Annotated in this window: 9 protein-coding genes; 8 read left to right on the top strand and 1 reads right to left on the bottom strand. The window is 55.9% G+C overall.

Annotated features, from left to right (window positions below; translation table 11 throughout):
- The first annotated feature begins 139 nt into the window (after positions 1 to 139).
- The 5 genes from PGS25_RS07280 to PGS25_RS07260 all read left to right on the top strand — a co-directional run bounded on the left by PGS25_RS07280 (position 140) and on the right by PGS25_RS07260 (position 6,855).
- On the top strand, positions 140 to 1,585 hold the full coding sequence (locus PGS25_RS07280; protein WP_270418125.1) for a lipopolysaccharide biosynthesis protein: 1,446 nt from the start codon (positions 140 to 142) through the stop codon (positions 1,583 to 1,585).
- A 108-nt stretch (positions 1,586 to 1,693) separates the two neighbouring features.
- On the top strand, positions 1,694 to 3,019 hold the full coding sequence (aspS, locus tag PGS25_RS07275) for an aspartate--tRNA(Asn) ligase (RefSeq protein WP_110435888.1): 1,326 nt from the start codon (positions 1,694 to 1,696) through the stop codon (positions 3,017 to 3,019).
- A 487-nt stretch (positions 3,020 to 3,506) separates the two neighbouring features.
- The gene (locus PGS25_RS07270) at positions 3,507 to 4,298 is read left to right on the top strand and encodes an HAD-IIA family hydrolase (protein WP_270418124.1); all 792 of its coding nucleotides are present in this window, start codon (positions 3,507 to 3,509) and stop codon (positions 4,296 to 4,298) included.
- A 155-nt stretch (positions 4,299 to 4,453) separates the two neighbouring features.
- A complete protein-coding gene (locus PGS25_RS07265; protein WP_270418123.1) occupies positions 4,454 to 5,131 on the top strand; it encodes a response regulator transcription factor in 678 nt (225 codons plus the stop codon).
- Positions 5,128 to 6,855, top strand: a complete 1,728-nt coding sequence (locus PGS25_RS07260) for a sensor histidine kinase (protein ID WP_270418122.1) — start codon at positions 5,128 to 5,130, stop codon at positions 6,853 to 6,855. Before PGS25_RS07265 ends, PGS25_RS07260 begins: the two co-directional genes overlap by 4 nt.
- A 59-nt stretch (positions 6,856 to 6,914) precedes the next feature.
- Here PGS25_RS07260 and rny read toward each other — a convergent pair whose 3' ends face one another.
- Complete coding sequence (rny, locus tag PGS25_RS07255; protein ID WP_117752096.1) at positions 6,915 to 8,459, bottom strand: ribonuclease Y; 1,545 nt, start codon at positions 8,457 to 8,459, stop codon at positions 6,915 to 6,917.
- 506 nt (positions 8,460 to 8,965) lie between these two features.
- Here rny and pgeF point away from each other — a divergent pair.
- From pgeF to PGS25_RS07240, 3 genes are read left to right on the top strand one after another with little or no spacing between them, the layout of a single operon-like run.
- The gene (pgeF, locus tag PGS25_RS07250; protein WP_118753668.1) at positions 8,966 to 9,766 is read left to right on the top strand and encodes a peptidoglycan editing factor PgeF; all 801 of its coding nucleotides are present in this window, start codon (positions 8,966 to 8,968) and stop codon (positions 9,764 to 9,766) included.
- Positions 9,767 to 9,785: 19 nt separating this feature from the next.
- Positions 9,786 to 11,642 carry an ABC transporter substrate-binding protein gene (locus PGS25_RS07245; RefSeq protein WP_118753669.1) on the top strand — a complete coding sequence of 619 codons (1,857 nt, stop codon included), beginning with the start codon at positions 9,786 to 9,788 and terminating at the stop codon, positions 11,640 to 11,642.
- 30 nt (positions 11,643 to 11,672) lie between these two features.
- Positions 11,673 to 12,569, top strand: coding sequence for a DMT family transporter (locus PGS25_RS07240; protein ID WP_118753670.1), 897 nt, complete (start codon positions 11,673 to 11,675; stop codon positions 12,567 to 12,569).
- The last annotated feature ends 221 nt before the right edge of the window (positions 12,570 to 12,790 follow it).

Genomic DNA, 12,790 nt, shown 5'->3' with positions numbered 1-12,790 from the left:
ACCATGAAAACAGGGGGATTGCAAAACTCGGACGCGGTAAATGTCGTCTTTTTCGGCAGTATTTTGGCAAACGAAGTTTGTTTTTTTGCTCAGAACATGGTATACTGATTTTATCTGACGGAAAGCGAGGGTTTTTCTTTTGTCCTCTAAAAATACCATGACGCGCGATGCTATGCTGTTCCTGCCGGCCAAGGTGGTCGAGGGACTGCTCGTCATCGGGTGTTCCTCGCTGTATTCCCACATCTTTGTGGAGGGTGCGGTCAGTGCATTCAACCTGACCAACACCACGATACAGCTGCTGTACCTCATCCTTGCGGGCTGGATGGCGAATTCCGCCACCCGCTATGTCGGTGAGGAGTACCGCGCCGATGAAGGACGCGGCCTGTTCTCCACGGTTTCTACCATCTATGTGGGATTGTGCGTGCTTGTTGCCATCGGCTGCTGCATTACGGCAGCTGTGACGCAAAGTCCGGTTTATCTGGGCGGTGCGCTGATGTTCTGCACCTACACGGCGTTTCAGGTGCTCAATGCGGCGCTGATTCAGCTCGGCCGCGTGAAAGCCTCCATCCTGTGGTCGCTGACCTCGGCGGTGCTCAAGCTCGCGGTTGCGTTCGCGCTCGTCGGCGGCAAGTCGAATTACCCGTCGCCGTTCCCGGCCATCTTTGCCAACACTATTGCGGACGGTGTAGCCACCATCGGTGCGGTGTTTGCGCTCAGCCTGCCGGTTGTTGTGCGGCTGAAGTATTTCTCCAAGCCGCTGCTGAACAGGTTCCTCAAATACGGCGTACCGCTGATGGGCGTTTCCATCTCGGTGGCGCTGCTTAACCAGATCGACAAATACCTCGTTGTCGGCTTTTACGGCAACATTCTGTACGCATACTACTCGAATAACAACTCGATCGCGAGTGGTCTGTTCACGATGATCTCGGTCGGTATTATGCGCGGCGTGTATCCTGCCGTGCTGCGCGGCTGGCGCGAGGGCGGCAAAGCCGCGGCAAAGCCGCTGCTCGATCAGGGCGTGCGGCTGTATCTGCTGATCGCTGTGCCTGCTGTTGCGGGTCTGACTGCGGTGGCGCTGCCGCTCAGCCGGTTCCTGTTCCCCGCGAAGTATGCCGCCGGTGCGCCGGTCATCGCATATACCGCGCTTGCCATGCTGTTCATGGGCCTGACCGAGTACGCCAACAAGGCGTATGAGCTGGAGCAGTCCACCGTACACGTTCTGCAGAACAGCGCGATCGCAGCAGTTATCAAGGTGGTTTCGAGTGTCATTCTGCTCAAAACCCTCGGATTTACGGGCGGTGCGCTCGGTTCGGTGGTCGCATTTGCGTCCTACTTTATCATTACCTGTGTGCGCGTGCGCAGCCGATTCCTGTTCCGTGTGGCACCGATCAGTCTGGTGCGCATCATCGTTTCGGCGCTGCTGTGCGGTGCGGCGGCCTTTGCATGCACGCTGCTGCCGGTCGGCAATCTCATTCGCCTTGGCGCGGCTGTCGTGGTCGGTGCGGGCGTTTATGCGGTGTGTATTATCGTCAGCGGTGAGGGCCGCGAGGAAGTACAGGCGGTGCTCCGCAGGCTGAAACGATAAGAAAAATTGTCAAAACAGCGTGGATTTCACTGGTAAAACCTTGTCACGGCAGTAAATCCATGCTACAATAACTCTATCTGAAAATTGTAAACAGAGAGGCGTAATATTATGGAAATGATTCATGAAGCGGGTCAGTACGTTGACACCGTAAAGCGCGTCTGCGAAGCAGTCGGCAGCGAGGTCACGTTCCGCGGCACGGTTCACCGTGTACGCGATATGTCTGACTTTTCTTTTGTTGTAATGCGCGTTGAGCGCGGTTTGATCCAGTGCACCTTCCAGGGTGACGAGATCGGCGGCATCAAGCGTTCGGACGTCAAGGACGCAATGGTACTCGAGGTTACCGGTACCGTTCGTGAGGAGCCGCGTGCAGAGCACGGCGTTGAGGTCGTTCTGAGCGCACTGTCCATCCTCGGCAAGCCGTACGACCAGCTGCCGGTACCGCTCGGCAAGAAGTATATGGGCCTGTCCCTTGATGTTGATCTGCCGCTGCGTCCGATCACGCTGCGTCATCCGCGCAAGCAGGCGATCTTCCGCGTACAGGGTGCGATCGCTGACGGCTTTGCACAGTATATGCAGTCGCAGGGCTTCACCCACATCCACACCCCGAAGATCGTAGTTGCAGGCGCTGAGGGCGGCGCAAACCTGTTCAAGCTGGATTACTTCGGCACCCCGGCTTATCTGGCACAGTCCCCGCAGTTCCACAAGCAGTACCTCGCCGGTGCATTCGGCCGTGTATACGAGATCGGCTCGGTTTACCGTGCAGAGCGTCACAACACCTCTCGTCACCTGAACGAGTACATGGGTCTGGACTTCGAGATGGCCTACATTGATTCCATGTACGATGTAATGGCAATGGAGACCGGCATGCTGAAGTCCGTTATGGCTTACGTTAAGGAGCACTGCGCTGAGGAACTCGCTATGCTGAACGCCGAGGTTCCGGAGATCAAGGAAATCCCGACTATCCGCTTCCACGAGGCCAAGCAGATCATGGAGGAGAAGTTCGGTCACAAGTCCAAGAACCGTTACGACCTCAACCCGGACGAAGAAGTGCTGCTGTGCCAGTGGGCAAAGGAGGAGCACGACTCTGATTTCGTATTTGTAACTCACTTCCCGTCCGCAAAGCGCCCGTTCTACGCGAAGGATGATCCGGAGGACCCGAAGCTGGCGCTGTCGTTCGACCTGCTGTTCCGCGGTCTGGAGATCACCACCGGCGGTCAGCGTATCCACGATTATCAGGAGCAGATGGACAAGCTGGCGGCCCGCAAGATGAACGCCGAGCTGTTTGAGTCCTTCACCATGCTGCACAAGTACGGTATGCCGCCGCACGGCGGTCTGGGCATTGGTCTGGAGCGCCTGACCATGCAGCTGCTGGGGCTGAACAACATCCGCGAGGCTTCTATGTTCCCGCGTGATATGAACCGCCTCGAGCCGTAAAAGGCTCTCGCTTCGTACCAAAGGCCGCAAAGCGGCCTTTGGTACGAGGGACGGTGTCGCCGCGCGTGCCCGCTTTACGGGCAGGGCGGGAACACCTATTGCACGAAAACACCCCGAAAACTTTCCGGTTTTCGGGGTGTTTTCGTGTTTGTTAAAAATGACCCGGCGGAGCCGGGCCATTTTTGTCGCGTCGGAGGCGCTCCATTTCACGCGCTGTGCGGTCTGACGGTGAAACGGGTACTGAAATCTCGCGCGGCGGGACACGGCGGCAGAGCCGCCTGTGTCCTTTGGTATGCGCCCGGAGAAGAAAATCTTCACTCTCCACTCCTCGCTCTCCGCTCTCTTTTCAGCTCTTTACGAGGATTTAACATTTTTTCCTCGGTTGGCCCTTGACGTTGGCTGAAATTTTACGCATAATAAGAATGGACAAAAGATTTCCGGCTATGCTGTTTCAGCATGGGTCGCCTACCGAAAGGAGATCAGCATAATGAACGAAGAATTAGAGCTGCTTCGAGAGAAGAAAGGCTTCATCTGCGATATGGACGGTGTTATCTATCACGGCAACCGTCTGCTGCCCGGTGTACCTGAATTTGTAGACTGGCTGCAGCGTGAGAACAAGAGCTTCCTCTTTCTGACCAACTCCTCCGAGCGTTCGCCGCTCGAGCTGCAGCAGAAGCTGGCCCGCATGGGTCTGGAGATCGGTGAGGAGCATTTCTACACTTCCGCGCTGGCTACGGCAAAGTTTATCGCCAGCCAGAAGCCGCACGCATCCGCGTATGTGATCGGCGCGCCCGGTCTGGTTGGTGCGCTGTACGAGGCGGGCATCGTGATGAATGATGTGGACCCGGATTACGTTATTGCGGGCGAGACCAACACCTACAACTATCAGACCATCCTCAAGGCCGTTGATCTGATCAACAAGGGCGCGCGCCTGATCGCCACCAACTCCGATTTGACCGGCCCGTCCGAGCAGGGCATTATTCCGGCATGCCGCGCACTGGTTTCTCCGATCGAGCTGGCCACCGGCAAGACCGCGTACTATGTCGGCAAGCCGAACCCGCTGATGATGCGTACCGGTCTGCGCCTGCTTGGTGTGCACTCGCACGAGGCGGCTATGATCGGCGACCGCATGGATACCGATATTGTTGCCGGCATCGAAACCGGTCTGGACACCGTTCTGGTGCTCTCCGGCTGCACTACCCGCAAGGATGTGGAGAACTACGCATACCGTCCGCACTTTATTCTGGATGGTGTCGGCTGTATCCCGCCGCAGGCGTAAAGAAGCCGTCTAAATCGAACTACACAAAAGCCTTTCCGAAAAAATTTCGGAAAGGCTTTTTTCATTGGATAAAGAATGGACAATTCTATGCTATACTAAATACAGGAAAAGGATAGTCGTAACAGTGAGATACAGATAGAGAGGGGGCACCTCAAATGGCAGGACACATTCTTTTAGCAGAGGACGACAAGGCGTTATCCGCGCTGATGCAGGATTTCTTTCGGGCGGCGGGCGTGGCGGTGACACCGGCGTATGACGGCGAACAGGCGCTCGTGCTGGCACAGGCGCAGCCGTTCGACCTGCTGGTGCTGGATGTGATGATGCCGCATCTGAACGGGCTGGAGGTCTGCGAAGCGGTGCGGCAGGAGAGCGACGTACCGGTCATTTTCGTCACGGCGCTCGGGCAGGAGGGTGACACGCTGGCAGGGTTCCGCGCGGGCGCGGACGATTATATCACCAAGCCGTTTTCGTTTCCGGTGCTGGTGGCAAAGGCGCAGGCGCTCATGCGGCGGGCCCGCGGTCTGCGGCTGGGCGCGAGTGAGCTCGGCTACGCGAATATCCTGATGGACACGGCCTCGGGCACGGTAGCGGTGGACGGAAACCCAATAAATCTGCGTCCCAAGGAGGCGAAGATACTCGAGCTGCTGCTGCGCGAACAGGGACGCACGGTGTCGCGCGACCTGCTCATCGAGCGGGTATGGGGCACGGATTTCGACGGGGACGAGCGCATGATCGACCGGCACATTGCCAGTCTGCGTAAAGCGCTTGGAACAGCCTCGCAGCATATCCGTGCGGTGTACGGCAAGGGCTACCGATTGGGGGGATCGACATGACAAAGCGAATTCACAAAATCGGCATCGCGGCAAGGTTGACCGCGGTTGTGGCAGTGATTCTGGCGGTGTTTGTTGGACTGTGGACATTCAAATTGATTGAAAACGCACAGGTTGTCGCAGCGTACAGGGCAGGTATGGAAGTTAACGATATTTGCTGGCGTGTTGAACACACGTTGGTAGAAAAAGGGTATGACCCTGATGATATGCCGTCGGCCAATACGCCGGAATACGATAAAATGCGTTGTGATTTGGCATATTCCATCTGGGATAGTGAAAAAGCGTATGTCGTGCAGTATTATGATGGACAGGAAAACTGGGTCACGATGCGTTCGCCGCTGCTGCTGTATGGTAAGAATGCCGATGCCGATATTGACATCAGCAATTTTGCCGAGCAGGATATTCGTGAGATGCGTGAGGTATACGGGCCGAAAAAAGGCTTTTCAGATGACGTGGGATACATTGCAATGATATATGGCAAAAAAATCGAAAACAATGGTCATACGATATATATTCCGAACCGAATCTGCGTAGGTGCGTATGATTATGAATGGACGGCACAGACACCGGTTGAAGAGGTCGGTCAATGGGAAGAAATGCCGCAGTGGTGCTTTGACAAGGATTCGAATATGGAAGTATACTTTGCGGAAAAAAAGTATCTGGAAACCAAACTGCGGTGCATAAACGGAGAAAATGTGAAAGTGGATCATACAGGGGGATATTTTACTATCTTTTTGTCCCTGTCCAGCACGATCGGATATGGACATGGAATGGTCATGGCCACTGCGCCGATTGACAAGGAAGCTGCATATGAGGATCTCTTTTGGGGTATGCCGTTCATCACGATTGCATTGTATCTGATTTTCCTGTTTATTTTCTATAAAATCGTGCGCCGCATGGTCGCTGACCCACTGGTTGACACGGCGCGAGAAGCAAATCTGGTTGCAAACCTTGCATTCGACGAGTTCAAGCCCGACCTGAAACGCGGAGACGAAATCGGCGAACTCAACCGTGCGCTGAGCGAAATGGCTGCCACACTGCACACCCGCTGGGATAGCGAGCGCGACCTCGAGGACAAACGACAGCAGTTTGTTTCGGCGGCAAGCCACGACCTGAAAACGCCGCTCGCGCTCATCGGCGGGTACGCCGAGGCCATCGCGCAGGACATTTCGCCCGAGGAAAACGCGCGGTATCTTGCCGCCATCGAGCAGGAGACCGACCGGATGAACGGTCTGGTGCGGGAAATGCTGGATTACACCCGTCTGGACCGCACGGACGAGCTGAAAAACCGCAAAACGCTCAATCTGACCGCACTTGTGCGCGATGTACTGACCGAGTACGCGCCGCTGTTCGAAAAACGCCGCCTGACCGCCGATATTGCGGACGGCGTGCGTATCCGCGGCGACGAAACGCTGCTGCGGCGTGCCGTCGGCTGTCTGCTGGAGAATGCCGCCAAGTATTCGCCGGAAAACGGGCGCGTGTCCGTTCGGCTGACGAACAGCCGTAATCACCTGCTGACCGTCGAAAACGACTGCGAACCCATTCCGGAGACCGAGCTGCCGCGCCTGTTCGAGATGTTCTACCGTGGCGATAAGGCCCGCGACCGAGCGGGCGGGCACGGACTGGGACTGGCCATTCTGCAGAAAATCCTTGCGCTGCACGGTCTGACCTGCAAGGCGGAAAATATAAAGGGCGGCATGCGGTTCATTGTCTGCAATAAAGATTAAAAGCTGAAAAGGGCATAAAAATACCCCGCAAGAGAATCTCTTGCGGGGTATGATTTTGCTTACTTTGCGTAGTCGATCGCACGCGTTTCGCGTACCATGTTGACCTTGATCTGGCCGGGATAGTCCAGCTCGTTCTCGATCTTCTTGGCGATTTCGCGGGCGAGAAGCACCATCTTGTCGTCCGAAACCTTCTCCGGATTGACGATAATGCGAATCTCGCGGCCTGCCTGAATGGCAAACGAACCGGAAACACCGGGCGTCTCGTTGGCGATGCTCTCGAGCTTTTCCAGACGCTTGATATAGTTTTCCAGGTTCTCGCGGCGAGCGCCCGGACGTGCAGCGGAGATGGCATCGGCTGCCTGAACCAGACATGCTACGATGGTCTTTGCCTCTACATCGCCGTGGTGTGCCTCGATGGCGTGGATGATCGGCTGGGATTCCTTGTACTTCTTGGCAAGGTCTACGCCGATCTGAACGTGGCTGCCCTCAACCTCGTGGTCGATGGCCTTGCCGATATCATGCAGCAGGCCTGCGCGGCGTGCCGGAACCGGATCGAGACCCAGTTCGCTGGCCATCATGCCGGCAATGTGAGCCACCTCGATGGAGTGCTGCAGGACGTTCTGACCGTAGCTGGTGCGGTAGCGCAGGCGGCCGAGGATCTTGACCAGCTCGGGGTGAATGCCGTGGATGCCGGTCTCGAAGGTAGCACGCTCGCCTTCGCTCTTGATGATCTGCTCAACCTCACGGCGAGCCTTGTCAACCATTTCCTCAATGCGGGCCGGATGAATACGACCGTCAACGATCAGCTTTTCGAGGGCCAGACGTGCGATCTCACGGCGGACCGGATCGAACGAGGACAGGGTGATAGCTTCGGGCGTATCGTCGATGATGAGGTCTACGCCGGTAAGGGTTTCCAGCGTGCGGATGTTGCGGCCCTCTCGGCCGATAATGCGGCCCTTCATCTCGTCGTTCGGCAGCGGAACAACCGAAACGGTTGCCTCGGATACCTGATCGGCGGCACAGCGCTGGATTGCGGTCGAGATGATCTCACGGGCAGTCTGCTCGCTCTCGTCCTTCAGGCGCTGATTGATCTCGCGCAGCTTGACGGCTGCATCGTGGGTTGCTTCGTTTTCAATGGACTGGACGAGCATATCGCGTGCTTCGTCACGGGTCATGCTGGCAATCTGCTCCAGCTTTTCTACCTGCTCGAGCTTGATGCGCTCGAGTTCTTCCTTTTCCTTCTGGCTTGCGTCCAGCTGGCGGCTAAGGTCATCATTCTTGCGGTCGAGCATATCGCTCTTCTTGTCCAGTGCTTCCTCGCGCTGAATCAGGCGGCGCTCAAGCTGCTGGGTCTCATTGCGGCGTTCCTTCAGCTCGCGGTCGGCTTCGACACGCTGCTTGTGGATTTCGTCCTTTGCCTCGAGTATGGATTCGCGTTTTTTGGTCTCGCCGGCCTTGATTGCTTCGTTGATGATGCGGGTGGCCTCGGTCTCGGCAGAGCCGATCTCTTTTTCCGCAACGCTCTTGCGATACAGGAATCCGATGATTACGCCTACTGCGAGACACACGATACCGGTGATGATCGGTATGATGATGTTGCTCATGTCTGTTGGTGTGTCCTCCTATTTACGAATTTTGGGAGACGGCACAAAACCAAGACAATACCGCAGATCTGCGGTGCTGTTTCTCAATAGAGCGGCAGTTCGGCAGAAAACAAGCTGATTCCACGGTGAAACACGCGCAGCATGCATGAGCACTGCGCGAAGAATAAAGGCAGAATACGCCGAAAAAGCGAAGATTCGCTCGAAAAAATCAGGGTTTTGCGCTGTCAAAAGAAAAATGCGGTTCCGATAGAAATAAAGCTATCGGTTCAATCAGATAATGCCTTTGAAAAAAGCCGTGCTCACCATTGGCACCGGCTCTGTTACAGCAGGTATTATACTATGTTTAATTGTAAAGCCTATTCGTCAAACTGTCAAGAAAAAGACAAGCTGACATACGCGGTTTTTGGTGTTTTTTGAAAACGGTCGGTGTGCGCTCTTGTGAACAGCAGGGCGATTTGCTATAATAATTCTGTATTCCCTCATGGAAGAGACGAGGAGGAACGACTATGAACGAGTCTATGTGCCGCGTACAGCGCGGTTCTTTCGTATATTATACCTGCCGACGGATTCCGGTGCGGCATGCCTTCACCACCAAATTCGGCGGTGTGAGCACAGGCGCGTGCGAAAGCCTGAATTTAGGCTTCAACCGCGGCGACGAGTTGGAGAATGTGCGCGAAAACTATCGCCTGCTGGGCGAGACGCTCGGCGTGGATGAGACGCGCATGACGCTCACCAAGCAGATCCACGACACGCAGGTGTCGGTCGTGACCGAGGACAAGGTCGGCATGGGGCTGCACCGCCCGATGGAGTGGCAGTCGGACGCGATCGTGACCGCGCTGCCGGATACGCCCATCATCGGCTTTTATGCGGACTGTGTTGTCACCTTACTATATGATCCTGCGACGCACACCGCAGGCGTGTGTCATTCCGGCTGGCGCGGCATGGCGGCGGGCATTCTGCCCAAAACCGTGGACGTCATGGCGGAGCAGCTCGGCACCAAGCGAGAAAGCCTGTTTGCGGTGCTCGGTCCGTCCATCCGGCAGGAGTGCTTCGAGACCGATGCGGATGTGCCGGAAGCGATGGAAGAGCTGCTCGGTGCACAGGTGCATCCGTTCATCATGGAGAAAGGTCCGAAATTCCATGTGGACCTGCAGGGCATTGGCGTAAAGCTGCTGAAGGATGCCGGACTTTCGGCGGAAAATGTGATCGACAGCGGCATCTGCACCATGTGTCATTCGGATGAGTTCTGGTCGCACCGCGTAACGCACGGCGTGCGCGGCGTGCAGGGCGGCATGATCTGTCTGTAAGCGGAAAGGATCAAATGCAATGAAAAGTTGGAAAAAACGTGCGCTGGCGCTGACAATGGCAACTTTGGTCGTGCTCAGCGGCTGCACGTTCCCGTTCGGAAAGGGAAACGACGGCGACGGCGCACCGGTAGACAACGTGGATGTGTCGGACGCGTATTTCGGTCTGGCGTGGTATCGCTCGGGCACAACGCTCAATCCGGTCATGGACGGCACCGAGGTAAACAGCATGCTGCGTGAGGCGCTCTACGAGGGCCTTTTTGAGATAAAAAGCGATTTTACACTCGAAAACGAGCTGTGCGAGGACTATACGAGCGACGGAACCACGTTCAGCTTTACGATTAAAAAAGGCATCAAGTTCTGGTCGGGTGCGGAGCTGACGGCAAGTGATGTTGCCGAAAGTCTCAAGACTGTGCTGGAAAACGAAAGTTCGCCGTATCACAACCGACTGACCGAGGTTTCCTCAATCGAAGCGGTGACAAAGCGCATGGTTCGCATTACGCTTGCGTCGCCGAACGTCAACTTCCCGAAACTGCTGGATATTCCGATCTATCGGGCGGGTACGACGGACGAAGGAGAGTTCGCAGAGGGCACCGGACCGTACAAGCCGGTTCAGAACGGCGCCGCATGGACGCTGGAGGCCAACGAGAACTGGCACGGCGGCTTTCTCGGCACCATTCGGCACATTACGCTGGTCAAAATGACGCGCGCGGATGCGGCGGACACCAGCTTCCGCACCGGCGATGTATCCATCATGCGCAGCGCGCGTATTGCGCCGGACGACCAGAATATTGCGTTCACCGGCGAGGTCGATACCGTTCCGGTGAGCAGTGCTATGCTGCATTATATCGGTTTGAATTACAATAACAGCCAGTTCGCAAATGCAAAAGTGCGGCAGGCGCTTTCCATGGCGATCAGCCGTCAGGGACTGTGCGCAACCCAGCTGCAGGATTATGCCGATCCGGCGGTGCTGCCGATCAATCCGCAGCCGGCAGATACCGGCGTGTCGTACAGCCTGTCGGCAGATTTGATGACCGCGGCGCAGCTGCTGCGCGAGGCGGCACAGGAAGGTGCATCTTCTGCGGGCAGCAGTGACAGCAGCACCGATTCTTCGGACGGAGGTTCGGATTCTACAGACGGTTCCGATGATGACTCGGACTCTTCTGAGGAGGACGGCTACTACGACGAGGACGGCGACTTTATCTATTATACGAGCGGCCGGGCAAGCGATACCGATTACAAGGTGGATTTTCTGACCGTGCGCACGTCGAAGGAACAGACTGATTCGACGGTTTCGGACGGGGAAGTTGTGCTTCTGGACAATGAGAACACGGATTCCGGCGATTCGACCGATTCTGCAGACAATTCCGGCTCGACCGATACCACAGTAACCGATACGATAGTGACAGACGCGGCGACCGTGCAGCTTTCGTTCCGCCTGCTCGTCAACTCGGACAACGCGTTTAAAGTAGCGGCGGCAAAACAGGTTGCGGCATCGTGGAATTCACTGAACGGCGTCAATGTCACGGTGGATGAGGAGCCGTATGACACCTATGTTTCCATGCTGCAGAGCGGCTCGTTCGACGCGTACTACGGCGAAGTTCAGCTGACGCCGGACTTTGATCTGCGCCCGCTGCTGTCTCCACAGGGCGGACTGAACTATGGCTCGTACTCGAGTGAGGACATGAGCAATGCCATCACGGCGTACCGCAGCGGCGAGAATACGGAGGGCCTGTACACGACGTTCCTGAATGAAATGCCGCTCATTCCGCTGGCATTTGAGCGGCAGCAGGTTGTGCTCAGAAGCGGTCTGATCAATCATTTCAATCCGGCACCGTATAACGCATTCGCAGGACAGGAGAACTGGGTCAAGCCGTAACCGCTCGTTTTCGCTGAAAAGGAGAATATCATGCAGGAAAATCACAGAATACAGGGGCATTTGTTCGGCGCGTTCAGCGTGCTTGTCTGGGGTACGACGTTTGTCTCCACCAAGGTGCTGCTGCGCGCGTTCACGCCGCTGGAGATTATGGTGGCGCGGTTCACGCTCGGCTTTCTGGTGCTGCTCATCGTGGGCAAGGGCCTCATGCGCCCGCAGAAAAGGTGGCATGAGGGATTGTTTGCGCTGGCCGGTCTTTCGGGCGTTACGCTGTACTTTTTGATGGAAAATATTGCGCTGACGTACATTTCCGCGTCGCTGGTCGGCGTTATCGTAGCGGCAGCGCCGCTGTTTACCGCACTGATCGCAGCGGTCGTGCTGCACGAAAAACTCAGCAAATGGTTCTTTTTCGGCTTTGTTTGTGCGATGGCGGGTGTCGCGCTCGTGTCGCTCGCGGGCGTCAGTGAGCTGCATTTCAGCCCGATTGGCGCACTGCTCGGCGTAGGCGCGGCGTTGGTCTGGGGTGTGTACTCGGTGCTCGTGCGCCAGCTTGGTCACATGGGCTACCGTACCATTCCGCTTACCTGCCGCATTTTTGGATACGGTTTGCTGTTTTTGCTCGTTCCTGCGGTGATTGAAGGGTTTCCGCCCGGTTTGAGCGTGTGGACGCAGCCGGTTCATCTGGCAAATCTGCTGTTTCTGGGCCTTTGTGCGTCTGCAACGTGCTTTGTGACGTGGAATCGCGCGGTTTTCCTGCTTGGTCCGGTGAAAACCAGCGTGTACATTTATGCAACGCCGGTTATTACAATAGTAAGCTCAGCGTTGATTCTGCACGAAACCATGACGCCGATCATGTGGCTTGGCACGGTTTTGGCGCTCAGCGGTTTGATTTTGTCCGAACATCGAGAGAAAGAGAAAACGACGGCGTGAGCCGCCGTTTTTCGTTTGCAGCAAAATTCTTTGCAAAAAACGAAAAAAGTATTTGACAAATGCTCCGGGATTTGGTATTCTATTAAAGCTGTCTCTCAGAGACAAGCGCAAAACCGAAAAGTTTGATTTGGAACGACTTGATTCTTCAAAAAAGAATTTGAAAAAAGTTCTTGACAAACACTTCTGGTTTTGATATACTAAATAAGCTGTTGATGAGCGGT

Origin of the sequence: Butyricicoccus sp. AM78-15b2TA (genome assembly GCF_027665985.1) — a bacterium.
In the GTDB taxonomy this organism is placed as follows: domain Bacteria; phylum Bacillota; class Clostridia; order Oscillospirales; family Butyricicoccaceae; genus Agathobaculum; species Agathobaculum butyriciproducens.
Note: the sequence above shows the minus strand (reverse complement) of the source record. Positions and strands in the feature narration are given on the sequence as shown.

What these genes read in the sequence shown, in the direction of transcription:
- PGS25_RS07270 (WP_270418124.1), top strand. Translation starts at nt 3,507, where the DNA reads ATGAACGAAGAATTAGAGCTGCTTCGAGAGAAGAAAGGCTTCATCTGC.
- rny (WP_117752096.1), bottom strand. Translation starts at nt 8,459, where the DNA reads ATGAGCAACATCATCATACCGATCATCACCGGTATCGTGTGTCTCGCA.
- pgeF (WP_118753668.1), top strand. Translation starts at nt 8,966, where the DNA reads ATGAACGAGTCTATGTGCCGCGTACAGCGCGGTTCTTTCGTATATTAT.
- PGS25_RS07245 (WP_118753669.1), top strand. Translation starts at nt 9,786, where the DNA reads ATGAAAAGTTGGAAAAAACGTGCGCTGGCGCTGACAATGGCAACTTTG.
- PGS25_RS07265 (WP_270418123.1), top strand. Translation starts at nt 4,454, where the DNA reads ATGGCAGGACACATTCTTTTAGCAGAGGACGACAAGGCGTTATCCGCG.
- PGS25_RS07260 (WP_270418122.1), top strand. Translation starts at nt 5,128, where the DNA reads ATGACAAAGCGAATTCACAAAATCGGCATCGCGGCAAGGTTGACCGCG.
- PGS25_RS07240 (WP_118753670.1), top strand. Translation starts at nt 11,673, where the DNA reads ATGCAGGAAAATCACAGAATACAGGGGCATTTGTTCGGCGCGTTCAGC.
- aspS (WP_110435888.1), top strand. Translation starts at nt 1,694, where the DNA reads ATGGAAATGATTCATGAAGCGGGTCAGTACGTTGACACCGTAAAGCGC.